At 61.8% G+C, this 24503-nt stretch carries 21 protein-coding genes; 3 read left to right on the top strand and 18 right to left on the bottom strand.

Features of this window, described 5'->3' with window-relative positions; translation table 11 throughout:
* Nucleotides 1-27: 27 nt before the first annotated feature.
* Nucleotides 28-363, bottom strand: a complete 336-nt coding sequence (locus tag IWW33_RS17190) for a phage holin family protein (protein ID WP_115274050.1) — start codon at nt 361-363, stop codon at nt 28-30.
* Between the two features lie 202 nt (nt 364-565).
* Nucleotides 566-1312 (bottom strand): S24 family peptidase, encoded by a 747-nt coding sequence (locus IWW33_RS17185; RefSeq protein WP_046788325.1) that lies wholly within the window; start codon nt 1310-1312, stop codon nt 566-568.
* Nucleotides 1313-1451: 139 nt separating this feature from the next.
* Between IWW33_RS17185 and mutS the strand changes: the two genes are divergently transcribed.
* Together mutS and fdxA are read left to right on the top strand one after the other, a co-directional pair.
* Nucleotides 1452-4025, top strand: a complete 2574-nt coding sequence (gene mutS / locus IWW33_RS17180; protein WP_174142339.1) for a DNA mismatch repair protein MutS — start codon at nt 1452-1454, stop codon at nt 4023-4025.
* A gap of 140 nt (nt 4026-4165) precedes the next feature.
* Nucleotides 4166-4489, top strand: coding sequence for a ferredoxin FdxA (gene fdxA, locus IWW33_RS17175; protein ID WP_012315871.1), 324 nt, complete (start codon nt 4166-4168; stop codon nt 4487-4489).
* Nucleotides 4490-4988: 499 nt separating this feature from the next.
* On the opposite strand, the gene rpoS is transcribed toward fdxA, so the two are convergent.
* From rpoS to IWW33_RS17135, 8 genes are all read right to left on the bottom strand, one after another.
* On the bottom strand, nt 4989-5996 hold the full coding sequence (gene rpoS / locus IWW33_RS17170) for an RNA polymerase sigma factor RpoS (RefSeq protein ID WP_012315872.1): 1008 nt from the start codon (nt 5994-5996) through the stop codon (nt 4989-4991).
* Nucleotides 5997-6104: 108 nt separating this feature from the next.
* Nucleotides 6105-6962, bottom strand: coding sequence for a peptidoglycan DD-metalloendopeptidase family protein (locus tag IWW33_RS17165; RefSeq protein ID WP_046788323.1), 858 nt, complete (start codon nt 6960-6962; stop codon nt 6105-6107).
* A gap of 186 nt (nt 6963-7148) precedes the next feature.
* Complete coding sequence (locus IWW33_RS17160) at nt 7149-7787, bottom strand: protein-L-isoaspartate(D-aspartate) O-methyltransferase (RefSeq protein WP_161872020.1); 639 nt, start codon at nt 7785-7787, stop codon at nt 7149-7151.
* A gap of 38 nt (nt 7788-7825) precedes the next feature.
* Complete coding sequence (gene surE, locus IWW33_RS17155; RefSeq protein WP_039601868.1) at nt 7826-8575, bottom strand: 5'/3'-nucleotidase SurE; 750 nt, start codon at nt 8573-8575, stop codon at nt 7826-7828.
* Nucleotides 8563-9621 (bottom strand): tRNA pseudouridine(13) synthase TruD, encoded by a 1059-nt coding sequence (truD, locus tag IWW33_RS17150; protein ID WP_115274047.1) that lies wholly within the window; start codon nt 9619-9621, stop codon nt 8563-8565. The genes surE and truD overlap by 13 nt, the downstream gene beginning before the upstream one ends.
* Nucleotides 9618-10091 carry a 2-C-methyl-D-erythritol 2,4-cyclodiphosphate synthase gene (gene ispF, locus IWW33_RS17145; RefSeq protein ID WP_119687645.1) on the bottom strand — a complete coding sequence of 158 codons (474 nt, stop codon included), beginning with the start codon at nt 10089-10091 and terminating at the stop codon, nt 9618-9620. Before ispF ends, truD begins: the two co-directional genes overlap by 4 nt.
* A 144-nt stretch (nt 10092-10235) precedes the next feature.
* On the bottom strand, nt 10236-11090 hold the full coding sequence (gene fghA, locus IWW33_RS17140; RefSeq protein WP_115274045.1) for an S-formylglutathione hydrolase: 855 nt from the start codon (nt 11088-11090) through the stop codon (nt 10236-10238).
* Nucleotides 11091-11098: 8 nt separating this feature from the next.
* The gene (locus tag IWW33_RS17135) at nt 11099-12211 is read right to left on the bottom strand and encodes an S-(hydroxymethyl)glutathione dehydrogenase/class III alcohol dehydrogenase (RefSeq protein WP_046788319.1); all 1113 of its coding nucleotides are present in this window, start codon (nt 12209-12211) and stop codon (nt 11099-11101) included.
* A gap of 107 nt (nt 12212-12318) precedes the next feature.
* On the opposite strand from IWW33_RS17135, the gene IWW33_RS17130 reads away from it, so the two are divergent.
* On the top strand, nt 12319-13215 hold the full coding sequence (locus IWW33_RS17130; protein ID WP_115274044.1) for a LysR substrate-binding domain-containing protein: 897 nt from the start codon (nt 12319-12321) through the stop codon (nt 13213-13215).
* Nucleotides 13216-13345: 130 nt separating this feature from the next.
* Here the strand turns inward: IWW33_RS17130 and ispD are convergent, their stop codons facing one another.
* The 8 genes from ispD to rnhB all read right to left on the bottom strand — a co-directional run bounded on the left by ispD (nt 13346) and on the right by rnhB (nt 24503).
* Nucleotides 13346-14053 (bottom strand): 2-C-methyl-D-erythritol 4-phosphate cytidylyltransferase, encoded by a 708-nt coding sequence (gene ispD / locus IWW33_RS17125; protein ID WP_174142340.1) that lies wholly within the window; start codon nt 14051-14053, stop codon nt 13346-13348.
* A complete protein-coding gene (gene ftsB, locus IWW33_RS17120) occupies nt 14050-14331 on the bottom strand; it encodes a cell division protein FtsB (protein WP_012315882.1) in 282 nt (93 codons plus the stop codon). The genes ispD and ftsB overlap by 4 nt, the downstream gene beginning before the upstream one ends.
* A 162-nt stretch (nt 14332-14493) precedes the next feature.
* Nucleotides 14494-15783, bottom strand: coding sequence for a phosphopyruvate hydratase (gene eno, locus IWW33_RS17115; RefSeq protein ID WP_012315883.1), 1290 nt, complete (start codon nt 15781-15783; stop codon nt 14494-14496).
* Between the two features lie 195 nt (nt 15784-15978).
* On the bottom strand, nt 15979-17607 hold the full coding sequence (locus tag IWW33_RS17110) for a CTP synthase (RefSeq protein ID WP_115274042.1): 1629 nt from the start codon (nt 17605-17607) through the stop codon (nt 15979-15981).
* A 269-nt stretch (nt 17608-17876) separates the two neighbouring features.
* Nucleotides 17877-19157 carry a tRNA lysidine(34) synthetase TilS gene (gene tilS, locus IWW33_RS17105; protein WP_174142341.1) on the bottom strand — a complete coding sequence of 427 codons (1281 nt, stop codon included), beginning with the start codon at nt 19155-19157 and terminating at the stop codon, nt 17877-17879.
* 55 nt (nt 19158-19212) lie between these two features.
* Nucleotides 19213-20160 (bottom strand): acetyl-CoA carboxylase carboxyl transferase subunit alpha, encoded by a 948-nt coding sequence (gene accA, locus IWW33_RS17100; RefSeq protein ID WP_042111686.1) that lies wholly within the window; start codon nt 20158-20160, stop codon nt 19213-19215.
* Between the two features lie 105 nt (nt 20161-20265).
* Nucleotides 20266-23790, bottom strand: a complete 3525-nt coding sequence (gene dnaE, locus IWW33_RS17095; protein WP_174142342.1) for a DNA polymerase III subunit alpha — start codon at nt 23788-23790, stop codon at nt 20266-20268.
* Between the two features lie 89 nt (nt 23791-23879).
* Nucleotides 23880-24503, bottom strand: coding sequence for a ribonuclease HII (gene rnhB, locus IWW33_RS17090; protein ID WP_046788313.1), 624 nt, complete (start codon nt 24501-24503; stop codon nt 23880-23882).

Genomic DNA, 24503 nt, shown 5'->3' with positions numbered 1-24503 from the left:
CAAACTTTCGCACGCACATCCTCCTGGTCATTCATCGCTCGACGCGGTGCCACGCAAGCCCAGCCGCCTGATCGCCCAGCACTCATAAAGGCGCATGGCTACATCGGCTCCACCTACCGCAGTCAGGCAACCAAATGCGCTGGCCGCCCAGATCGACAGGCCGCTGGCATACAGCAACATCACCGTCGAAACTCCGCAGACGATACAGGCGCCGGAGCGCAGCGCCAGCCGCCGCAGCAGCGACCAACCGGTGGCGCCCGCCTTGTCGGCCCGCCACATTTCGCCGCTGAGGCCGCCCAGCGATGCCAGGACGATTACCAGCCAGAGCGGCATCTCCAGTAACACTTGTTGCTCGTTCGTCACTGTCCTGTCTCCTGTGTAACAAAGGCTCAGTCCGCCTCGAGATACAAGCTATGCGTTAGCGCATATCCAGTCAATGCATTTATTCATTTAACTGTAGGCATGACTTTGCTGATACGCATGAGTGCTTTTGCTCATCAGGCTGTAGGGCTTTTCTCCAGACGAAAAAAAACCGCCGAAGCGGGTTTTCTTGAAAAAGGCCTGGTCAGCGGGCGTACATGCCCCACCAGAACACATGCCCGAGCAAGCTGATCTGCTCCTCCTGCAACTGCTGAAAGCTGTAGTCTTCATCAGGGTGTTCGTCGCGATTGAAGCTGCGCAGGCGAATACCGGTGGGCAGCCGATACACCTGCTTCACGCGCAATTGACCATTGTGGTTGATGGCGTAGAGATCACCATCGATGATGTCACCGATCGAACACTTGCCGGTGTTGACCCCGACCGTCGCCCCGTCGCGCAGTACCGGCAGCATGCTGTTACCGCGCACGGTCACGCATTTGGCCTGGTCGAACTGCACGCCGTTATGGCGCAGGCTGCGCTTGCCAAAGCGCAGGCGGGCACGCTCGCTTTCCTCGATGACGAACCTTCCTGATCCTGCTGCCAATTCGACCTCACGAAGAAAGGGTACTGACACCTCGTCGTCCTCGACGGGCGTTTCATCGTCCCACAGGCTGATGTCGCTGAGGTCCGCATGGCCGCGGGCCGGCAATGCGGCTTCGCGTGAGGCGCCAAGCTCGGCGCGGCCGCGCAGCTGTTCGGTGTTGACGCCGAAATAGTCGGCAATTTTCGACACGTGCCTATCCGAGGGATCGACGATCTTCTCGCTGAGGATCCGCGACAGGGTGGATTGAGGCACGCCCGTGCGCCGGTGCAGCTCTGTGGGGGACAGGCCGTGGCGGGCGAGCAACTCTCTGAGTACGGTGGCTACATTGCGTTTTTGCATAGCATGCATAATGCAGCGCCGCCGCAGGAAATGCAATTCATGCAGCCGGGGCGCGAGGGCACTTGCCCGCCGCCTGCATCTCGGCCAAAAAGCCTGTACCATTGCCGGTTTTACAATCGCCAACCAGATCCCCGCTGTAAGGCCCTGAATGTCTGATCTTTCCGCACACACCCCAATGATGCAGCAGTACTGGAAGCTGAAAAACCAGCACCCGGACCAGCTGATGTTCTACCGCATGGGCGACTTTTACGAAATCTTCTACGAAGATGCGAAAAAAGCCGCAAAACTGCTGGATATCACCCTGACAGCCCGTGGCCAGTCAGCCGGCCAGTCGATCCCCATGTGCGGAATTCCGTTCCACTCGCTGGAAGGCTACCTGGCCAAGCTGGTCAAGCTCGGCGAGTCGGTGGTGATCTGCGAGCAGATCGGTGACCCCGCCACCAGCAAGGGCCCGGTAGAGCGTCAGGTGGTGCGCATCATCACCCCGGGCACGGTCAGCGACGAAGCGTTGCTCGACGAGCGCCGCGACAACCTGATTGCCGCACTGCTGGGGGATGAGCGCCTGTTTGGCCTGGCGGTGCTGGATATCACCAGCGGCAATTTCAGCGTGCAAGAAATCAAGGGCTGGGAAAACCTGCTGGCCGAGCTTGAACGCATCAACCCTGTCGAGCTGCTGATCCCCGACGACTGGCCACGCGACCTGCCGGCCGAGAAGCGTCCGGGCGCACGCCGACGAGCCCCTTGGGACTTCGACCGCGACTCGGCACGCAAGGCTCTGTGCCAGCAGTTCGCAACCAAAGACCTCAAGGGCTTTGGTTGCGACAAGCTGACCCTGGCCATCGGCGCCGCCGGCTGCCTGCTGACCTACGCCAAGGAAACCCAACGCACCGCCCTGCCCCACCTGCGCAGCTTGCGCCATGAGCGCCTGGACGACACCGTGATCCTCGACGGGGCCAGCCGCCGCAACCTGGAGCTGGACATCAACCTGGCAGGTGGTCGCGACAATACCTTGCAGTCGGTGATCGATCGCTGCCAGACCGCAATGGCCAGCCGCCTGCTGACCCGGTGGCTGAACCGCCCGCTGCGCGACCTCAAGGTCTTGCAGGCGCGCCAGGATTCGATTCGCTGCCTGCTCGATGGCTACCGCTTCGAGAAACTGCAGCCGCAGCTCAAGGAAATTGGCGATATCGAGCGGATCCTCGCCCGTATCGGCCTGCGCAATGCCCGCCCGCGCGACCTGGCGCGCCTGCGTGATGCCCTCGTCGCCCTGCCCGAACTGCAGAACGCCATGGCTGAGCTGGAAGCCCCACACCTGGCGCGCCTGGCGGCCATCACCGGCACCTACCCGGAGCTGGCCAGCCTGCTGGAGCGGGCGATCATCGACAACCCGCCAGCAGTGATCCGCGACGGCGGCGTACTCAAGGCCGGCTATGACAACGAGCTGGACGATCTGCTGGCGATCAGCGAGAACGCCGGCCAGTTCCTGATCGACCTTGAAGCCCGCGAGAAGGCCCGCACCGGTCTTGCCAACCTGAAAGTCGGCTACAACCGCGTGCATGGCTACTTCATCGAGCTGCCGACCAAGCAAGCCGAACAGGCCCCGGGCGACTACATTCGTCGCCAGACCCTCAAAGGGGCCGAGCGCTTCATCACCCCGGAGCTCAAGGCTTTCGAGGACAAGGCGCTGTCGGCCAAGAGCCGCGCCCTGGCCCGCGAAAAAATGCTGTACGACGCGTTGCTCGAGACCCTCATCAGCCACCTTGCACCGCTGCAGGACAGCGCCGCGGCGCTGGCCGAGCTGGACGTGCTGAGCAACCTTGCCGAGCGGGCGCTCAACCTGGACCTGAACTGCCCCCGTTTCGTCGACGAACCTTGCCTGCGCATCGATCAGGGGCGTCACCCGGTGGTCGAACAGGTACTGACCACGCCGTTCGTAGCCAACGACCTGGGCCTGGACAACAGCACCCGGATGCTGATCATCACCGGCCCGAACATGGGTGGTAAATCCACCTACATGCGCCAGACCGCACTGATCGTGCTGATGGCGCACATCGGCAGTTTCGTTCCGGCGGCCAGTTGCGAACTGTCGTTGGTCGATCGCATCTTCACCCGTATCGGCTCCAGCGACGATCTGGCTGGCGGTCGTTCGACGTTCATGGTCGAGATGAGCGAAACCGCCAACATTCTGCACAACGCCACTGACCGCAGCCTGGTACTGATGGACGAAGTCGGCCGTGGCACCAGCACCTTCGACGGCTTGTCGCTGGCCTGGGCGGCTGCAGAGCGCCTGGCGCAGCTGCGTGCATACACGCTGTTCGCCACACACTACTTCGAGCTGACCGTACTGCCGGAAAGCGAACCACTGGTGGCCAACGTCCACCTGAACGCTACCGAACACAACGAGCGCATCGTGTTCCTGCACCATGTGCTGCCTGGCCCCGCCAGCCAGAGCTACGGCCTGGCCGTGGCGCAACTGGCAGGCGTGCCGTCGCCGGTCATCCAGCGGGCGCGCGAGCACCTGGGCCGGCTGGAGACCAGCAGCCTGCCCCACGAACAACCCGTGTCGAACAAAGCCAAGGGCGAGCCACAAGCACCGCACCAGAGCGACCTGTTCGCCAGCCTGCCACACCCGGCCCTCGAGAAGCTGGGCAAGCTGGAGCTGGACGACATGACCCCGCGTCAAGCTATCGAAATGCTATATCAACTAAAGAACCTGTTATAACGGCGGGCACTACAAGCTGGTAGAATCCGCCGCGGTTTGCTGGTGCTGCAGGTTATTAGCCTGGCCTGCAGCCACATGCCCGTAAACCGCGCGGCCCTGAGAGGAAGGGCCGCCGCCGTTGCCTGAGGAGAGAACTAGAAATGACCTTCGTCGTCACCGACAACTGCATCAAATGCAAATACACCGACTGCGTGGAAGTCTGTCCGGTGGACTGCTTCTACGAAGGCCCGAACTTCCTGGTCATTCACCCGGACGAGTGCATCGACTGCGCACTGTGCGAGCCTGAATGCCCGGCCCAGGCCATCTTCTCGGAAGACGAAGTGCCTGCGGGCATGGAGAACTTCCTTGAGCTCAATGCCGAGCTGGCGGAGATCTGGCCGAACATCACCGAGCGTAAGGATGCCCTGCCTGACGCCGAAGAGTGGGATGGCAAGCCTGGCAAGATCGCCGATCTGGAACGTTAATCGCCCAGATACGAAAAAGGCCCGCAACGGGCCTTTTTCATTTTCTGCGGGCAAAAAAAGGGGCGGTTTGACCCGCCCACATTTTTTCCGTAGTCCCTGCTTGTCCTAAACATCGTCCTGATGAATCGCGTCTTGCGATGTCCTTGGCGTTCTTCCTGAACGCCTGTGCATGTCCGTGTGCACAGTTCGAATACTAGCGACTTCCGCAGCGCAGGCAACCGCGAACCCTCACAAGACATTACCGGGGACACATTTCCACAAATCTGAAAAGTTCAATTATTTCAGTTAGTTGAGAAAAAAACAGATCTGGAAACGACAATGATTTACTGGCCTTTACGTGTATGGCTTACACAACAAGTAAGCAAAGGCTTACACGCAGTGCATCAGGGGTAGCAAGTTACACATTGATCACCCCCAGATAATTGCCAGCCGCTCTGGCCTGCGCATAAAAAAACGCCCCGAGGTCATCAGGGCGTTTTTGCATACCGGCATGCAGTGCTTACTGGAACAGCGACTCACTGGACAGGCCATTCTTCTCCAGGATCTCACGCAGGCGCTTGAGCCCCTCTACCTGAATCTGCCGCACTCGCTCGCGGGTAAGGCCGATTTCCAGGCCTACATCCTCCAAGGTGCTGCTTTCATGCCCGCGCAGACCAAAACGGCGTACCACCACTTCGCGCTGCTTGTCGGTGAGCTCGCCCAGCCACTGGTCGATGCTCTGTGACAGGTCGTCATCCTGCAGCAGCTCGCACGGGTCGGTAGGACGATCGTCGGTGAGTGTATCGAGCAGGGTCTTGTCCGAATCTGGCCCGAGCGAAACATCCACCGACGATACCCGCTCGTTAAGACCAAGCATGCGCTTGACCTCGGCAACGGGTTTTTCCAGCAGGGTGGCGATCTCTTCAGGGGAAGGTTCGTGGTCGAGCTTTTGGGTCAACTCCCGCGCGGCACGCAGGTAGACGTTGAGCTCCTTGACCACGTGGATCGGCAGACGAATGGTGCGGGTCTGGTTCATGATCGCCCGCTCGATGGTCTGGCGGATCCACCACGTCGCATAGGTCGAGAAACGGAAACCGCGCTCCGGGTCGAACTTCTCGACTGCACGAATCAAACCCAGGTTCCCCTCCTCGATGAGATCGAGCAAGGACAGGCCGCGGTTCACGTAACGACGGGCGATTTTCACAACCAGGCGCAGGTTGCTTTCGATCATGCGCTTGCGCCCGGCTGGGTCACCCTTCTGCGACAGCCGCGCGAAGTGCACTTCCTCTTCCGGTGAAAGCAGAGGCGAGAAACCGATCTCGTTGAGATACAACTGGGTGGCATCGAGCGCCCGGCTGTAATCGATGTATTTATGCTGCTTGAGCGTAGAGCCTGACTTGGCCCTGGTCCGAACCGACGGTACAGCAGGTTCGTCTGACACCACATCCGTTTCCAAAACGATGCCCGTCTCCATCAGGAGAACGTCATCGTCGATGTCAAACTCCGGCGCTTCTTTATTGAGAGCCATTGTTATAGTCCTTTGCTGAGTTCGAACTCAGACTCGAGCGGCGCCTGCATCCCTGGCATCGCTGGAGCCTCTCCCCTCTACTTCAGAGGAACAGGCCGGGGACAACAATCAACGCCGTGGCAGGAACTGGAGAGGATCGACGGGTTTGCCCTGGCGGCGAATCTCGAAATGCAGCTTCACCCGATCAGTGCCCGTGGACCCCATTTCAGCAATCGACTGCCCTGCCTTGACCTTCTGCCCCTCCCGAACCAACAGCCTGCGGTTGTGACCGTAGGCACTGACGTAGGTATCGCTGTGCTTGATGATGATCAGTTCGCCGTAGCCCCGCAAGCCACTCCCGGCGTAGACCACCGCACCATCAGACGCAGCAAAAACAGGCTGTCCCAAATCACCGGCGATATCAATGCCTTTATTCAAACTACCGTTTGAAGCGAATTTTCCAATCAGCACGCCATTTGCAGGCCAGGTCCAACCGCCCACCGCGCGCTCTGCGGCGGGCACCGTGGTAACGACCGGCGTAGGCGTGGTTCGCGTTGTTGGCGTCGTTTTCCCGCCGCTGGCGGGCGCCGTGATAGGTTTTCCAACGGGGCGACGAATGACCGTCGTCCTGCTCGAAGAAGAGGGGCTGGACACCACCGTGGTACTGCCGGTAGCGCCGCTGCTGAAGCGGATCGCCTGGCCAGGCCGGATGGTGTACGGGGCAGCGATGCCATTGCGTGCGGCGAGCTCCTTGTAGTCCCAGCCGTAGCGAAACGCAATGGAGAACAGCGTATCGCCAGGTTTGACCACATACTGCCCGGAGGTCACGGTCGGCCGCTTGGGCGCCGCATTGCTGCGGTCGACCACGCGTGCGCCGCCCGAGCCGGTGCTGGAGCAACCCGTCAGCAGGGCGCCCATGGCCAGTGCAATCACCAGAAGCTTGAAACCCAACCAATCCTTGCGCTGCCGAATGACTGTATGCCCCACCCGCGCTCCCCTCATGGTGCCGAAAATCGAAAATACGGAAAGAAATGCAATAATGTTGCAATTATAACCGAGCGCCACTGCATTGGCAGGCTCGGTGCACAGGCTCAGTAAAGAGCCGGGATGCCCCGCCAGATAGACAGGGCGATGCGGCAAGAATTCGTCACCACCTCAAATATTCCCAGCAGCTCAAGCCACCGGGCCATTGAGCAGCGGTACAAAGCGCACAGCGCCCAGTACACGGCGAGAGAAGCCCTGCTCCTCACGCACGATAAGCATCAACTGCTGGACTTCACCAGCAGGGCCTACCGGGATGACCATTCGCCCACCAGGAGCCAGCTGGTCGAGCAGTGCCTGCGGCACTTCCGGCGCCACGGCGGTAACGATGATGCCGTTGTAGGGGGCCAGCGCCTGCCAGCCGTCGCACCCATCCCCCCAGCGGAACACCACGTTGCGCAGGTTCAATTCGACCAGGCGTTCCTTGGCTCGGTCCTGCAGGACCTTGATGCGCTCCACCGAGAACACCCGCTCCACCAGTTGGGCAAGGATGGCCGTCTGGTAACCGGAGCCGGTACCGATCTCCAGCACCTTGTCCAGCGGCCCTGCCTCCAGTAGCAGCTCACTCATGTGTGCGACCATGAATGGCTGGGAGATGGTCTGGTTGTGCCCGATCGGCAGCGCGGTGTCTTCGTAGGCGCGGTGGGCCAGGGCCTCATCGACGAACAGATGGCGCGGCGTACGGCGGATGGCATCGAGCACCTTGGGGTTCGATACACCCTCTTCGCACAAGCGCTGGATCAGGCGCTCGCGGGTACGCTGGGAGGTCATGCCGATACCTCGGCGCTGCAGATCGTCCTGTTCGCGCATCAGAGCACGCCCTCCAGCCAACCGTGGAGCTGCTCGAAGGCATCGTTGAAGGTGCGGTCCAGTTGCAGCGGGGTGATCGACACGTAACCTTGCATCACCGCGTGGAAGTCGGTACCCGGCCCACCGTCCTCGGCATCACCGGCCACGGCGATCCAGTAGCCTTCCTTGCCGCGCGGGTTGACCACCTTGGTCGGTGCCGCCGCCCGCGCCCGGTGACCGAGACGGGTGACCTGTATGCCACGGATGTGCTCCAGCGGCAGGTTGGGAATATTGACGTTGAGGACCGTACGCGGCGGCAGTTCCAGGCGTGACTGCGCCTCAACCAGCCGGCGGGCGATGAACGCTGCAGTCGGCAGGTTGTCGGGCAGACGCGACAGTAACGAGAATGCCAACGACGTACCGCCGAGGAAGCGCCCCTCCAGCGCGGCAGCGACCGTGCCGGAATAGATCACGTCATCCCCCAGGTTGGCACCGAGGTTGATCCCAGAGACAACCATGTCCGGTGTTTCCGGCAACAGGCCATTGAGCCCCAGGTGCACGCAATCGGTGGGCGTGCCATTGAGGCTGATGAAACCGTTGGCCAGGGTTTGCGGGTGCAACGGCCGGTCCAGCGTCAGCGAACTGCCGGCGCCGCTCTTGTCTTGATCCGGGGCGATCACCACGCACTCGGCATAATCCACCAGCGCACCGTGGAGCGCGGCGAGGCCAGGTGCCGTAACACCGTCGTCATTCGAAATCAGAATACGCATGGGCTGTCCGTCTGCCCTGCCGGCACCAGATCGACGAGTTCGCGCACCACCACGGTGGCGAAGCATCCGGCCGGAAGGACGAATTCCAGTTGCAGGATATCAGGCTCGGGATAATGCCACGTCAGGCCGCCAATAGGGAGCCGCAGGATGCGCCGTTCGTGACTCATGCCTGCATTGGCCAACCATTGGCACAGCAATGCATGCTGCTCGCCTATCGTCGTCTCCAGCGTCGCGGCCGCGCCGGCAGCAGGAGACGGGCCTTCGCCCCACATCGGGCCGGTAGGATGCAAGTCCAGAATGGCCAGGCGAGGGTCTGAACATTCCTGTTCACCCGCCGAAAAAAAACTGCGGCTATCGGTGAATGCCAACAGGTCACCGATTTGGGCCCGCTGCCAGCTGCCGTCGGCAACGCGGGCAGCCAGTACCTGGTTGAACAGGTAGCTGCGGGCAGCCGAGAGCAGCCGCGAACGCACGTTGCGCTGCTCGGGCAGGGCCTTGCGGGCAGCCCAGTGCTGGGCATCCTGGACATTGCCGCCGCCATGCCCGAAACGCTGGCCGCCGAAGTAGTTTGGCACACCCTGCTGTTTGAGCGCCTGCAGGCGGGCATCGAGGGCAGCATGATCAGCCGCCAGCGCCGTTAGGCGCAGGGTGAAGCCATTGGCCGAATGGGCGCCGCGCTGCAGTTTGCGCTGGTGACGCACCTGCTTGAGCACACGCAGGGTGGCATCTTCGGCACGCGACAGGTCGGGGTCTGCCTTGCCAGGCAGGTGCAGGCTGAACCACTGGCGCGTCAGGGCCTGGCGGTCCTTGAGGCCGGCGTAGCTGATCGAGCGCACCGGCACACCAGCGGCTCGCGCCAGGCGGCGGGCAGCTTCCTCAGTGTTGAGGTCGCGCTTCTCAACCCACAACCATAGATGCTCGCCCTGGCCCGAAAGCGGAATGTCCAGCACCTCATCGACCTGGAAGTCTTCGGCCACAGCCTTGAGTATCGCAGTGCCCAGGGGTTGGCCCGATGCGCGCGGGCCCAGCAGTTCCAGTTCGGTCATGCTGGCAGCAGCAGGGCGACCGCGTGCACGGCGATACCCTCCTCGCGGCCGGTGAAACCGAGTTTCTCGGTGGTAGTGGCCTTGACGTTGACCTGGTCGAGTTCGACCTGCAGGTCCTCGGCGATCCGTTGGCGCATGGTTTCGATATGCGGAGCCATTTTCGGCGCCTGGGCAACGATGGTGGCGTCGACATTACCGACTTTCCAGCCTTTGGCCTGGACGATGCGGACCACATGGCGCAGCAGCACGCGGCTGTCGGCGCCCTTGAATTGCGGGTCGGTATCGGGGAAGTGCTTGCCAATGTCCCCAAGCCCCGCCGCGCCAAGCAAGGCATCGCTCAGGGCATGCAGCAGCACGTCACCGTCGGAGTGGGCCAGGAGGCCGTATTTGTGGGGGATACGCACCCCACCCAGGGTAATGAAATCACCGTCGCAAAAACGGTGCACATCGTAGCCGTGGCCAATACGCATAGAAAAACGCCCTGATTGAGTCAGGGCGTGATTCTACCTTCATTTGGAGCTGCAAGCTGCAAGCTGCAAGCCACAAGCAAAAAGCAGGCGTTGTGCTGCCCGCACTTTCTTGCGGCTTGAAGCTTGCAGCGTGTAGCTGCAGCCCTACCCCCGGCCAAGTGCCACTGCGTGATGGCGCAGGTGCTCATCGATGAAGCTGGCGATGAAGTAATAGCTATGGTCATAGCCAGGTTGCAGGCGCAGGCTCAGCGCATGCCCCCCTTTGCGGGCCGCCTGCTCCAGCGCTTCAGGCTTGAGCTGCTTGGCAAGGAAGTCGTCACGGTCGCCCTGATCCACCAGCAACGGCGGGCATTCGCCCGCTGGCGTCTCGGCAAGCAGCACACTGGCATCCCACTCGCGCCAGCGCGCCCGGTCTTCACCCAGATAACGGCTGAAGGCCTTTTCACCCCAAGGGCAATCCATCGGATTGCTGATCGGCGAGAACGCCGACACAGAGCGGTAGCGCCCCGGGTTGCGCAGGGCGCAGACCAGCGCGCCGTGCCCACCCATGGAGTGGCCACTGATGCTGCGCTGATCCGAGGCCGGGAAGTGCGCCTCGATCAGCTCTGGCAGCTCCTGGACCACATAGTCGTGCATGCGGTAGTGCTTCGCCCAAGGCTGCTGGGTGGCATTGAGGTAGAAGCCGGCGCCCAGGCCGAAGTCCCAGGCGCCGTCAGGGTCGCCCGGCACCTGCTCGCCACGCGGGCTGGTATCGGGCGCGACGATGATCAGGCCAAGCTCGGCGGCCAGGCGCTGGGCGCCGGCCTTCTGCATGAAGTTCTCGTCGGTGCACGTCAGGCCGCTGAGCCAGTACAGCACTGGCAGCTTTTCGCCCTGTTCGGCCTGCGGCGGCAGGTAAACGGCGAACACCATGTCGCAACCCAGCACCTTGGAGTGATGCCGGTAACGCTTGTGCCAGCCGCCGAAGCTTTTCTGGCAGGAGATGTTATCCAGGCTCATGGCTCACCTCAGAAGTGGATCACGCTGCGGATGCTCTTGCCTTCATGCATCAGGTCGAACGCCTTGTTGATATCTTCAAGGCCCATGGTATGCGTGATGAAGGTGTCCAGCGGAATCTCGCCCTTCTCGGACATTTCCACGTAGCTTGGCAGTTCGGTACGGCCGCGCACGCCACCGAAGGCAGAACCGCGCCAGACGCGACCGGTCACCAGCTGGAACGGGCGAGTGGCGATTTCCTGGCCGGCACCGGCGACACCGATGATCACCGACTCACCCCAACCCTTGTGGCAGCACTCCAGGGCCGCGCGCATCAGTTGCACGTTGCCGATACATTCGAACGAAAAGTCCACGCCGCCATCGGTAAGGTCGACGATCACTTCCTGGATCGGGCGATCGTAATCCTTCGGGTTGATGCAGTCGGTGGCGCCCAGTTGACGGGCGATCTCGAACTTGGCCGGGTTGATGTCGATGGCGATGATGCGCGATGCCTTGGCTTTGACTGCGCCTATGACCGCCGACAGGCCGATACCGCCCAGGCCGAAGATGGCCACTGTGTCACCCGGCTTGACCTTGGCAGTGTTGAGCACCGCACCGATACCGGTGGTCACGCCGCAACCGAGCAGGCAGACCTTTTCCAGCGGCGCTTGCTTCTGGATCTTGGCGACGGAGATTTCCGGCAGCACGGTGTACTCGGAGAACGTCGAGGTGCCCATGTAGTGGAACAGCTGCTGGCCCTTGTACGAGAAACGGGTGGTGCCGTCCGGCATCAACCCCTTGCCCTGGGTGGCACGTATGGCCTGGCACAGGTTGGTCTTGCCCGAGCGGCAGAATTTGCACTGACCACACTCAGGGGTATACAGCGGGATCACGTGATCGCCGACCGCCACGGAGGTGACGCCCTCACCTACCGCCTCGACGATCGCGCCACCCTCATGACCCAGAATCGACGGGAAGATACCTTCCGGGTCGGCACCCGAGAGGGTATAGGCGTCAGTGTGGCAAACACCGCTGGCCACAACACGCAGCAGGACTTCGCCGGCCTTGGGCATGGCCACATCCACTTCGACGATTTCCAGAGGTTTCTTGGCCTCGAAGGCTACAGCGGCACGGGACTTGATCATCAAAGGTCTCCAGACAAAGGGTCAGTTCAGACATGCAGTGTAATTCAGCTTGTTTTGATGAATAATCGCGATGAAGACAAAACATTATTGCCGTACAGGGACAATCAATGAGCAGCCGCTGGGAGGGTATCGATGAATTCGTAGCCGTGGCCGAATCGGGCCAATTCACGGCCGCTGCCGAGCGCATGGGCGTATCGTCGTCGCACATAAGCCGGCAGATCGCCCGCCTTGAGGAGCGTTTGCAAACCCGCCTGCTGTATCGCAGCACGCGTCGCGTGACCCTGAGTGAGGCCGGGCAGACATTCCTGCAACATTGCCAACGCCTGCAGGATGGCCGTGAAGAAGCACTGCGTGCCATGGGCGACTTGGCCAGCGAACCCAAGGGGCTATTGCGCATGACCTGTGCTGTGGCTTATGGCGAGCGCTTCATCGTGCCGCTGGTGACGCGCTTCATGGCGCTGTATCCACAGTTGCGGGTCGAGGTGGAGTTGAGCAACCGCACGCTGGACCTGCTGCACGAAGGCATGGACCTGGCGATTCGCCTGGGGCGGCTTGCCGATTCGAGGTTGGTGGCGACGCGCCTGGCGCCACGGCGCATGTACCTGTGCGCTTCACCCGCCTACCTTGAGCGCTACGGCCGTCCGCACAGCCTGTCGGAACTGGCCCGGCACAACTGCCTGGTGGGCAGCACGGACCTGTGGGCGTTGCAACAGGACGGGCGCGAGATCAGCCAGCGGGTGCAGGGCAACTGGCGGTGCAACAGTGGCCAGGCGGTGCTGGATGCCGCTTTGCTGGGAATGGGGCTGTGCCAGCTGCCGGATTACTACGTACTGGAACACCTCAACAGCGGCGCGCTGGTGTCGCTGCTGGAGGCGCATCAGCCGCCCAATACGGCGGTGTGGGCGCTGTATCCGCAGCAGCGGCACTTGTCGCCCAAGGTTCGGCGGCTGGTGGATTATCTGAAGGAAGGGTTGGCGGGGATGCCTGAGTACCGAATGGTCTGACAGTTTACCGGGTCCGCTTTGCGGCCCAATCGCCGGCAAGCCCCCACTGGGTTTGCGCTGAACTTGAGAGCAGCGGGGTAACCTGTGGCCGGCAAGCCGGCGATTGGGCCGCGAAGCGGACCCGGAAATCTCAACGGCGCCCTGACCAACGCTGGCGCAGCCACTCCAGGTCTTCCGGGCGGGTCACCTTGATGTTGTCGCTGCGCCCTTCGATCAGCCGCGGCGCCTGGCCGGACCATTCGATGGCCGAAGCTTCATCGGTGACCACCACATCGGACACCAGACACTCGGCCAAGGCCCGATGCAAAGCCCCCAGGCGGAACATTTGAGGCGTAAAGGCCTGCCAGATGGTACTGCGATCCACGGTGGCGCTGACCCGGCCATTGGCATCGGCGCGCTTTAGCGTGTCACGCGCAGGCACCGCCAGCAGCCCTCCTACAGGGTCATCAGCCAACTGCGACAACAGACGGTCAAGATCCGCGCGTGCCAGGTTCGGACGCGCCGCATCGTGCACCAACACCCAGTCAGTGTCCGCCGCACCTTGGGCATGCAACAGCAACAAGGCATTGAGCACCGAGTCGGCGCGCTCACGCCCACCTGACGCACGCTGGATGCGGGGGTCGCTGGCGCAGCGCAAGCCAGGCCAGTAAGGATCATCCGCAGCAATGCTGACCACCACGCCCTTGAGCGCCGGATGGCCAAGAAAACAGTCGAGGCTATGCTCGAGAAGGGTCTGCCCACCCAATTGCAAATACTGCTTCGGGCGGTCGGCAGCCATGCGGGCACCAACACCCGCAGCAGGAATCACGGCCCAGAAGGCCGGTAGGGTTTCGATCATTTTTGCGGCAGCTGGAAGAGGGTTTCACCCTCTTTGACCATCCCCAATTCGTGACGAGCCCGTTCTTCAACGGTCTCCATACCTTTTTTCAATTCCAGGACCTCGGCATAGAGCACGCGGTTACGCTCCAGCAGCCGCTCGTTCTCGGCATGCTGCTCGTCGATCTGCTGCTTGAGCTCAGCCACTTGCGCCAGGCTGCCGTTACCCACCCACAGGCGGTACTGCAGGCCACCAAGCAGCAGGAGCAGGACAAGGAACAACCAATAGGGACTGCGCATCAAGGTATCCAGGTTAAAAAGACCGCCGCGAACAGGCAGACCTCAAATAGCACGAAGCCTGGCCGAGGCCAGGCTTCGTCGACAGAAACCCGCATCATGTGTCAGAAATTTCAGTAAGAAAGTTCCGACAGCTTCGGCTGCTGTCTTTTTACCATCTCTTGCTTAGCCGCGAAACTCGGCACGACCGCGGTAAACCGCTTTGGCGCCCAGTTGTTCTTCGATGCGCAGCAACTGGTTGTACTTGGAGACGCGGTCGGAACGGCACAGCGAGCCGGTCTTGATCTGGCCAGCGGCGGTACCCACAGCCAGGTCGGCAATGGTCGAGTCTTCGGTTTCACCGGAGCGATGCGAGATCACAGCGGTGTAGCCTGCGGCCTTGGCCATCTGGATGGCTTCCAGGGTTTCGGTCAGCGAGCCGATCTGGTTGAACTTGATCAGGATCGAGTTACCGATGCCCTTCTCGATGCCTTCCTTGAGGATCTTGGTGTTGGTCACGAACAGGTCGTCACCGACCAGTTGCACCTTCTCGCCGATCTTGTCGGTGAGGATCTTCCAGCCAGCCCAGTCGGACTCATCCAGACCGTCTTCGATCGAGATGATCGGGAAGCGCTCGGTGAGGCCTTTCAGGTAGTCGGCAAAGCCTTCGGCGTCGAACGACTTGCCTTCGCCGGACAGGTTGTACTTGCCGTCTTCGTAGAATTCGGAGGCCGCGCAGTCGAGGGCCAGGGTCACGTCGGTGCCCAGTTTGTAGCCGGCTTTTTCCACGGCTTCAGCGATGGCGCCCAGGGCGTCTTCGTTGGAAGCCAGGTTCGGCGCGAAGCCACCTTCGTCACCCACTGCGGTGTTCAGGCCACGGGCCTTGAGCACAGCCTTGAGGTGATGGAAGATCTCGGTGCCCATGCGCAGGCCATCGGAGAAGGTCTTGGCGCCAACCGGCTGCACCATGAACTCCTGGATGTCGACGTTGTTGTCGGCGTGCTCGCCACCGTTGATGATGTTCATCATCGGAACCGGCATCGAATACTGGCCTGGGGTGCCGTTGAGGTTGGCGATGTGCGCGTACAGCGGCAGGTCCTGGTCCTGGGCAGCAGCCTTGGCAGCAGCCAGGGAAACAGCCAGGATGGCGTTGGCGCCCAGCTTGGCCTTGTTCTCGGTACCGTCCAGTTCGATCATGGCGCGGTCCAGAGCCTTCTGGTCGGAAGGGTCCTTGCCCAGCAGCAGGTCACGGATCGGGCCGTTGATGTTGCCAACAGCTTTCAGCACGCCCTTGCCCATGTAACGGCTCTTGTCGCCATCACGCAGCTCCAGCGCTTCGCGCGAGCCGGTGGAAGCACCGGACGGCGCGCAAGCGCTGCCGATGATGCCGTTGTCGAGCAGTACATCGGCTTCCACGGTGGGGTTGCCACGCGAATCGAGAACTTCACGACCTTTGATGTCGACGATTTTTGCCATTGTTGTAAGCACTCCAGAATTGACGAAAACAACGCAGCTTTAGGAAATTCTTGCCTTGCACCAGGCGTAGATGCAGCAGGCAGGCCTGGCAGAAGCAGCCCCTGACCGGCGGGTCAGGGGCAGAACGGACGGTACTTTACCCGAGAAATGAGCTTTGCGCGGTTTATACCGTCGGAAAACTCACAAAGCCTGGGCTCAGGCCTTGTTCTTCTGCGCCAGAGCAGCCTTGACGAAGCCGCTGAACAGCGGGTGGCCATCACGCGGGGTCGAGGTGAACTCAGGGTGGAACTGGCAGGCGACGAACCACGGGTGGTCCTTGGACTCGACCACTTCAACTAGCGCACCGTCTTCGGAACGACCGGATACCACCAGGCCAGCATCGACCAGTTGCGGCAGCAGGTTGTTGTTCACTTCGTAGCGGTGGCGATGGCGCTCGGTGATCACGTCCTTGCCATAGCAGTCATGCACCTTGGAGCCGGCAGCCAGTTGGCAATCCTGCGCACCCAGGCGCATGGTGCCACCCAGGTCGGAGGCTTCGGTACGGGTCTCGACAGCGCCAGTGGCATCGGCCCACTCGGTGATCAGGCCAACGACCGGGTGGCCGCTGTTGCGATCGAACTCGGTGGAGTTGGCGTCTTTCCAGCCCATCACATTGCGGGCGAATTCGATCACGGCAACTTGCATGCCCAGGCAGATACCCAGGTATGGCACCTTGTTCTCACGGGCATACTGCACCGCGGTGATCTTGCCTTCCACGCCACGCAGGCCGAAACCGCCCGGTACCAGAATGGCGTCTGCGCCTTCGAGCAGGCTGGTGCCCTGGTTTTCGATATCTTCGGAATCGATGTAACGCAGGTTGACCTTGGTGCGGTTGGTGATGCCGGCGTGGCTCATCGCTTCGATCAGCGACTTGTACGCGTCCAGCAGCTCCATGTATTTGCCGACCATGGCGATGGTCACTTCGTGCTCAGGGTTGAGCTTAGCGTCGACTACCTTGTCCCACTCGGACAGGTCGGCGCTGCTGCACTGCAGGCCGAAGCGTTCGACGACGAAATCGTCCAGGCCCTGGGCATGCAGAATGCCCGGGATCTTGTAGATGGTGTCGGCGTCTTCAAGGGCAATCACCGCACGCTCTTCAACGTTGGTGAACTGGGCGATCTTGCGGCGCGACGAGCTGTCGATCGGGTGGTCGGAGCGGCAGACCAGCACGTCAGGCTGCAGGCCGATGGAGCGCAGTTCCTTGACCGAGTGCTGAGTCGGCTTGGTCTTGGTCTCACCAGCGGTGGCGATGTACGGCACCAGCGTCAGGTGCATCAGCATCGCGCGCTTGGCGCCGACTTCGAAGCGCAACTGGCGGATCGCCTCGAGGAACGGCTGCGACTCGATGTCGCCCACGGTACCACCGATTTCCACCAGGGCCACATCGGCATCGCCGGCGCCCTTGATGATGCGACGCTTGATCTCGTCGGTGATGTGCGGGATGACCTGGATGGTCGCGCCCAGGTAATCACCACGACGCTCTTTGCGCAGCACGTGCTCGTAGATGCGGCCGGTGGTGAAGTTGTTGTTCTGGGTCATGGTCGTGCGGATGAACCGCTCGTAGTGGCCCAGGTCGAGGTCGGTCTCGGCGCCGTCGTGGGTGACGAATACTTCACCGTGCTGGAACGGACTCATGGTGCCAGGATCGACGTTGATGTACGGATCCAGCTTGAGCATGGTGACCTTTAGCCCCCGCGCTTCCAGGATGGCCGCCAGGGAAGCCGAGGCAATGCCTTTCCCCAATGAAGAAACAACACCGCCCGTGACGAATATGTAGCGCGTCATGAAAAACCCTAGAAGTCTGCGTTAAGGCGGCCAGCGCCGCCGGAGAAAGCGAAGGAAGGCCGAAGCCCCCGATCACCTGCGTCAATCACAGTGCATCTCGAAAAACTGCCGCGTCTGTACAGACCAGGGTTAACCCCGGCATGGAGCTCGCTCGTCATTTCCAGAATCAGCCCAGCAAAAAACTGCGTGGTAATCGGCAACTGCCGTGTTTCCGAGGAACGCACAGAAGTTGTATCAAGAAGGGAGGGTAGTCTACCGGAATGTACCCTTCAGCTCAAACCTTGCGCGTTCGTCGGAGGCTGCCAGTGGAGCTGGCAATCGGCCTGCGCCAATCGGGGCAGATTGGCCACTGCCAGCAAGCGCTCGCCACGATACAGCAGTGGCAGGCGCGGTCGCACGAAGTGCGGGACGTGCAGCTCATTGAGCAGGCGCTTGAGGTCGCGCTTGCCCCGCCCTGGTATGTCCAGCACTTCCCCGCCCTGGCGGTAGGCGATGCGCAAATCACCTAGCGGGGCGCCCTGGAGGCTGACGCTGCCGTTCCCGGGCAATGGCAACGGGCTACCGGGCATCTCCCAGCGCAGCGTCCCGCCGACAGGCTGCAGCCAGTCGCCACACAACCACCAGATCCGCCCGTGGCTGCGCTCCAGCTTGCCGTCGGTCAGCTGCCAGGCAGGCTGGGAATCGACTGCCGCATCACGCAGGGCCGCCCAACCGGCCCAATGCCGGGTGTCGGGCAGGCGGGTGCGCAGGCTCAACCAATATTGCAGGGCATTGCGCTGACGGGCTGGCGAAAGCGCCACCAGGCTCGCGAGGTCAAGCGAGTCGATCCCTGACCACATGGCAGGCGCCCCCTCCCGCGCCACGGCCAGGTCAGCCTGGGCCAGCTCATCAAGCAGCCCTAGCGCCTCACCCAGATGCTCGGCACCGCGAGCCAGGGCCTGGCTGGCCTTCGGCCAACGCTGCTGCAATAGCGGGAACACCTCTGCGCGCAGGAAGTTGCGGGCAAAGGCCGTATCTGCGTTGGACGGATCTTCGGCCCAGATCAACCCATGGGTTTGTGCATATTCATGCAACTGCGCGCGAGAAACGTTGAGCAGCGGCCTGACCACGCGGCCGCGCCCCAGCGGGCGCTGCTGCGGCATTGCGGCCAGGCCACGCAGGCCGGCACCGCGCAGAAGCCGGAACAGTAAGGTTTCGGCCTGATCATCACAGTGCTGCCCCGTGAAAAGGACGTCGCCCGCGCCAAGAACGGTACCGAATGCCGCATACCGAGCATCGCGCGCAGCCTGCTCCAGGCTCGCCCCGGCAGGGACCTGAACGTGGATGACGGTGAGTTCGATGCCCAGCCGCTCACACACCGCGGTGCAATGGCCTGGCCAGGCATCGGCGGCAGGTTGCAGGCCGTGGTGGATGTGGATGGCATGGAGCGGCGGCGTTGCGTGGATGCGGGCGTAGTCGGCCAGCCAGTGCAGGAGGACGGTGGAGTCGAGGCCACCGGAGAAGGCGATGTACCAGGCAGGGGCATTGAGCCAAGGGGTGAGGTTGATCATTGGAGCCTCACGCGGCTTGAAAGCGTTGGGGGCGCTTTGCGCCCCCAGCGGTGCATCAGAGACCGTAGCTCATCAAGCGCTCATAACGACGGGCCAGCAGCGTGTCGTTGTCGAGCTTGCCGAGCATGTCCAGCTGCTGAACCAGGTCAGCGCGAATGCTTTCGGACATCTGCGCCGGGTCACGATGGGCGCCGCCCAGCGGTTCCTGGATGACCTTGTCGACGATGTTCAGGCTTTTCAGGCGCTCGGCGGTGATGCCCATGGCCTCGGCAGCGTCCGCGGCCTTGTCTGCGGTCTTCCACAGGATCGAGGCGCAACCTTCCGGCGAGATCACCGAGTAAGTGGAGTATTGCAGCATGTTCAGCTGGTCACACACACCGATGGCCAGTGCACCGCCGGAACCACCTTCACCGATGACGGTGGCGATGATCGGGGTCTTCAGGCGTGCCATGACCCGCAGGTTCCAGGCGATCGCCTCGCTCTGGTTGCGTTCTTCTGCGTCGATGCCTGGGTATGCACCCGGGGTGTCGATGAAGGTCAGGATAGGCATCTTGAAGCGCTCGGCCATTTCCATCAGGCGGCAAGCCTTGCGGTAGCCTTCAGGGCGCGGCATGCCGAAGTTGCGGCGAACCTTTTCGCGCACTTCACGGCCCTTCTGGTGGCCGATGACCATGACCGGCTTGCCATCCAGGCGCGCGGTACCACCGACGATGGCAGCATCATCTGAGAAGTGACGGTCGCCGTGCAGCTCTTCGAACTCGGTGAAGATGTGCTCCAGGTAGTCCAGGGTGTAAGGACGACGCGGGTGACGGGCCAGGCGGGCGATCTGCCAGCTGGTCAGGTTGCCGAAGATGCTTTCGGTCAGGGTGTTGCTCTTGTCTTGCAGACGGGCAATTTCATCGCTGATGTTCAGCGAGTTGTCGTTACCCACCAAACGCAGCCCTTCGATCTTGGCTTGCAGGTCGGCAATCGGCTGTTCGAAATCGAGAAAATTCGGGTTCATAGTCATCCGTCTTGGGTCTACGGCCAGGCGGCCGGCCGGTTGATCCGTTTGGCGCCCTACCTTAAGGGATCAGGCGCATTCAGGTCGAGATTAAATTTCGTCGGTTCAACGATATTGCAGGAAGACGTTCTCACGCCCGAACTGGTCACGCAGCGCCTGAATCAAGCCATCGGCCGGGTCGATCGACCACTGGTCGCCGAACTGCAGCATCGCCTTGGCGTCGCTGCCGGTGTATTCGAGGGTGATCGGGCAACCACCGCGATGGCGGGTGATCAGCTCGCCCAGCCAGTTCAGGCGGTCGCCCTTGAGGGCATCGTGGGTGATCTTCAGGCGCAGGCTCTCGGCCAGCTTGGTACGGGCATCTTCCATGGTCATCACCTGCTTGACGCGCAGGCGCAGGCCACCGGAGAAGTCGTCATTGCTGACCTCACCTTCAACCACGACCATGGCATCGTTCTGCAACAACGCCTGAGCCCCCATGAAGGCATCGGCGAACAGCGACGCTTCGATGCGCCCGGAGCGGTCATCAAGGGTGACAAAGCCCATCTTGTCGCCCTTCTTGTTCTTCATCACGCGCATGGCAATGATCATGCCGGCGATAGTCTGCGTCTCGCGGGAGGGCTTCAGATCGATGATGCGCTGGCGGGCGAAACGGCGGATCTCCCCTTCATATTCATCGATCGGGTGGCCGGTGAGGTATACGCCAAGGGTATCCTTCTCGCCCTTCAGGCGCTCCTTGAGCGTCAGTTCACGCACCTTGCGGTGGTTGGCATAGACATCGGAGTCCTCCTCGACGAACAGCCCGCCGAACAGGTCGACGTGACCGCTGTCTGCGGTGCGAGCGGTCTGCTCAGCGGCCTTGATCGCCTCTTCGAGGGCAGACAGCAAGGTCGCGCGATTAATGTCGATACTGGCGTGGTAGGCCTTGATCTCATCATGAAAGTGCGGGCCCAGCCGGTCCAGTGCGCCACTGCGGATCAGCGCATCGAGTGTGCGTTTGTTCACCCGCTTGAGGTCGACCCGCTCACAGAAGTCGAAAAGATCCTTGAATGGGCCACCCTGGTCGCGTGCCTCGACAATGGCCTCCACCGGGCCTTCACCCACGCCTTTGATGGCCCCCAGGCCATAGATGATGCGGCCGTCGTCATTGACCGTGAACTTGAACTCCGAGGCATTCACGTCGGGCGCATCGAGGCGCAGCTTCATGCTGCGCACTTCTTCGATCAGCACCACCACCTTGTCGGTGTTGTGCATGTCCGCCGACAGGACCGCGGCCATGAACGGCGCCGGATAATGAGTCTTGAGCCAGGCGGTCTGGTAAGACACCAGACCGTAGGCCGCCGAGTGGGACTTGTTGAAGCCGTAACCGGCAAACTTTTCCACCAGGTCGAAGATGTTGCCGGCGAGGTCTGCATCGATGTTGTTGGCGACGCAACCTTCGATGAAGCCACCGCGCTGCTTGGCCATTTCCTCAGGCTTTTTCTTACCCATGGCGCGGCGCAGCATGTCGGCGCCGCCGAGGGTGTACCCCGCCATGACCTGGGCAATCTGCATCACCTGTTCCTGATACAGGATGATGCCGTAGGTCGGCGCAAGAACGGGCTTGAGGCCTTCGTACTGGTAATCCGAGTGCGGGTAGGCGAGTTCGGCGCGGCCGTGCTTGCGGTTGATGAAGTCGTCCACCATGCCCGATTGCAGGGGGCCTGGGCGGAACAATGCCACCAGTGCGATAAGATCTTCCAGGCAGTCGGGCTTGAGCTTTTTGATCAGCTCCTTCATGCCGCGCGATTCGAGCTGGAATACCGCCGTGGTTTCGGCCTTCTGCAGCAACTCGTAGGTCTTGCGATCGTCCAGCGGGATGAAGTCGATGTTGACGTCGGGCAGGTTGTTCTTGGCCTGCTCGCGGTTGATCGTCTCCATCGCCCACTTGATGATGGTCAGGGTACGCAGGCCAAGGAAGTCGAACTTGACCAGGCCGGCGGCCTCGACATCGTCCTTGTCGAACTGGGTCACCAGGCCGCCGCCCTCTTCATCACAGGCGATCGGCGAGAAATCGGTGAGCTTGGTCGGGGCGATTACCACACCACCGGCGTGCTTGCCGGTACCCCGGGTGACACCTTCGAGCTTGAGCGCCATCTCCCAGATTTCGCGGGCGTCTTCGTCGCCCTTGAGGAAGTCGCGCAGGATTTCTTCCTGCTCATACGCCTTCTCCAGGGTCATGCCCACTTCGAACGGGATCATCTTCGACAAACGGTCGGCCAGGCCATAGGACTTGCCCTGCACCCGCGCCACGTCGCGTACCACCGCCTTGGCGGCCATGGTACCGAAGGTGATGATCTGGCTGACCGCATTGCGCCCGTAGGCGTCGGCCACGTAGTCGATCACCCGGTCGCGGCCATCCATGCAGAAGTCGACGTCGAAGTCGGGCATGGAAACACGTTCGGGGTTGAGGAAACGTTCGAACAGCAGGTCGTAGGCCAGAGGATCGAGGTCGGTGATCTTCAGTACGTAGGCCACCAGCGAGCCGGCACCCGAACCACGGCCCGGGCCTACCGGCACGCCGTTGTTCTTGGCCCACTTGATGAAGTCCATCACGATCAGGAAGTAACCCGGGAAACCCATCTGGATGATGATGTCCAGTTCGAACTTCAGGCGGTCCAGGTAGAGCTGGCGCTTCTCTTCGTAATTGGGCGTGGTCTCCTTGGGCCAGAGCACCGCCAGGCGCTCCTCCAGGCCTTCGTGCGAAACATGGCGCAAGTAGTCGTCGATGCCCATGCCATTGGGCGTCGGGAAGTCGGGCAGGAAGTACTTGCCCAGCTGGACCTGGATGTTGCAGCGTTTGGCGATTTCGACGGTGTTGGCAATCGCGTCGGGCAAGTCGCTGAACAGCTCGGCCATTTCATCCGCGCTTTTGAGGTACTGCTGGTCGCTGTACATGCGCGGGCGACGCGGGTCGTCCAGGGTCCAGCCTTCACCGATGCACACGCGGCTTTCGTGGGCGTCGAAGTCCGACTGCTTGATAAAACGCACATCATTGGTGGCCACCAGCGGCGCGCCGACCTTGTCGGCCAGCGCCACGGCAGCGTGCACGTATTCTTCATCACCGGCACGATTGGTACGCTGCACCTCGACGTAAAAACGTTCAGGGAACATGCCCATCCAGTCGTGCAGCAGCGCCTCGGCCTCAGTGGTACGGCCGGCCATCAGGGCCATACCGATATCGCCCTCTTTGCCGGCGGACAGGGCAATCAGACCTTCGCTGGCCGGGGCGATCCACTCACGCTGCAGAATGACCAGGCCATTGCGCTGGCCGTCAGTCCAGCCTCGGGAGATCAGCTCGGTAAGGTTGCGGTAACCCTTGGGGTTCATCGCCAGGAAGCAGATGCGCGACAGCGGCGCTTCAGGGTCGGCACCGGCCAGCCACAGGTCAGCACCGCAGATCGGCTTGATGCCCGCGCCCATGGCGGCCTTGTAGAACTTCACCAACGCGCACATGTTGCTCTGGTCGGTGATCGCCACCGCGGGCATGTTCATCCCGGCCAGCGCCTTGGCCAGCGGTTTGATCCGCACCAGACCGTCGACCAGCGAAAATTCGGAGTGGACGCGCAGGTGAACGAAGGGAACCGACATGGAAGATCCTGTAGCAGTGCTGAACGACAAGGGCGGGATTGTAGCGTAAAAGCGAGGGGGTTTTGGGGACGCAAGACGCCCCCAACAGGCTAGATCAGAGAATCGGTAATGCCTTCGCGGGCTTCCCAAGCGGCCCGTACCGGCGCAAAGGAGCGCCGATGAATGGGCGTGGGCCCTAGCCGGGCCAAGGCTTGCAGGTGTACCGGCGTCGGATACCCCTTGTGCCCGCCAATCCCATAGCCCGGATAGATCAGCTCGAATGCGCTCATCTCGCGATCGCGGGTCACTTTGGCCAGGATCGACGCTGCAGCGATGGCTGGCACCTGGCTATCACCCTTGATAACCGGCGCAGCCGGCACCGACAGTTTGGGGCAGCGGTTACCGTCGATCAGTGCGAGCCTGGGTGTGACACTCAAGCCCTCCACTGCACGCTGCATGGCCAGCATGGTGGCCTGAAGAATGTTCAGCCGATCGATTTCCTCGACCTCGGCGCGCGCGATGCAAAAGCTCAGGGCTTTGGCACAGATCTCGTCGAACAGCGCTTCGCGCTTGGCTTCGGTGAGTTTCTTCGAGTCGTTGAGGCCGAGGATCGGCCGCGCCGGGTCAAGAATCACCGCCGCTGTGACGACCGCCCCGCACAGCGGGCCGCGCCCGACCTCGTCGACTCCGGCAACCAGGTCCTCGACCAGGTTGAAATCCAGTCCTATCTGCAT

It is taken from the genome of Pseudomonas sp. M2 (genome assembly GCF_015751845.1).
Lineage (GTDB): Bacteria > Pseudomonadota > Gammaproteobacteria > Pseudomonadales > Pseudomonadaceae > Aquipseudomonas > Aquipseudomonas putida_E.
This window is presented reverse-complemented; position numbering and strand designations above follow the sequence as displayed.

Coding starts and splice junctions, on each gene's coding strand:
- IWW33_RS17185 (WP_046788325.1), bottom strand. CDS start 1,312: ATGCATGCTATGCAAAAACGCAATGTAGCCACCGTACTCAGAGAGTTG.
- mutS (WP_174142339.1), top strand. CDS start 1,452: ATGTCTGATCTTTCCGCACACACCCCAATGATGCAGCAGTACTGGAAG.
- fdxA (WP_012315871.1), top strand. CDS start 4,166: ATGACCTTCGTCGTCACCGACAACTGCATCAAATGCAAATACACCGAC.
- rpoS (WP_012315872.1), bottom strand. CDS start 5,996: ATGGCTCTCAATAAAGAAGCGCCGGAGTTTGACATCGACGATGACGTT.
- IWW33_RS17160 (WP_161872020.1), bottom strand. CDS start 7,787: ATGACCTCCCAGCGTACCCGCGAGCGCCTGATCCAGCGCTTGTGCGAA.
- surE (WP_039601868.1), bottom strand. CDS start 8,575: ATGCGTATTCTGATTTCGAATGACGACGGTGTTACGGCACCTGGCCTC.
- truD (WP_115274047.1), bottom strand. CDS start 9,621: ATGACCGAACTGGAACTGCTGGGCCCGCGCGCATCGGGCCAACCCCTG.
- ispF (WP_119687645.1), bottom strand. CDS start 10,091: ATGCGTATTGGCCACGGCTACGATGTGCACCGTTTTTGCGACGGTGAT.
- fghA (WP_115274045.1), bottom strand. CDS start 11,090: ATGAGCCTGGATAACATCTCCTGCCAGAAAAGCTTCGGCGGCTGGCAC.
- IWW33_RS17135 (WP_046788319.1), bottom strand. CDS start 12,211: ATGATCAAGTCCCGTGCCGCTGTAGCCTTCGAGGCCAAGAAACCTCTG.
- IWW33_RS17130 (WP_115274044.1), top strand. CDS start 12,319: ATGAGCAGCCGCTGGGAGGGTATCGATGAATTCGTAGCCGTGGCCGAA.
- ispD (WP_174142340.1), bottom strand. CDS start 14,053: ATGATCGAAACCCTACCGGCCTTCTGGGCCGTGATTCCTGCTGCGGGT.
- ftsB (WP_012315882.1), bottom strand. CDS start 14,331: ATGCGCAGTCCCTATTGGTTGTTCCTTGTCCTGCTCCTGCTGCTTGGT.
- eno (WP_012315883.1), bottom strand. CDS start 15,783: ATGGCAAAAATCGTCGACATCAAAGGTCGTGAAGTTCTCGATTCGCGT.
- IWW33_RS17110 (WP_115274042.1), bottom strand. CDS start 17,607: ATGACGCGCTACATATTCGTCACGGGCGGTGTTGTTTCTTCATTGGGG.
- tilS (WP_174142341.1), bottom strand. CDS start 19,157: ATGATCAACCTCACCCCTTGGCTCAATGCCCCTGCCTGGTACATCGCC.
- accA (WP_042111686.1), bottom strand. CDS start 20,160: ATGAACCCGAATTTTCTCGATTTCGAACAGCCGATTGCCGACCTGCAA.
- dnaE (WP_174142342.1), bottom strand. CDS start 23,790: ATGTCGGTTCCCTTCGTTCACCTGCGCGTCCACTCCGAATTTTCGCTG.
- rnhB (WP_046788313.1), bottom strand. CDS start 24,503: ATGCAGATAGGACTGGATTTCAACCTGGTCGAGGACCTGGTTGCCGGA.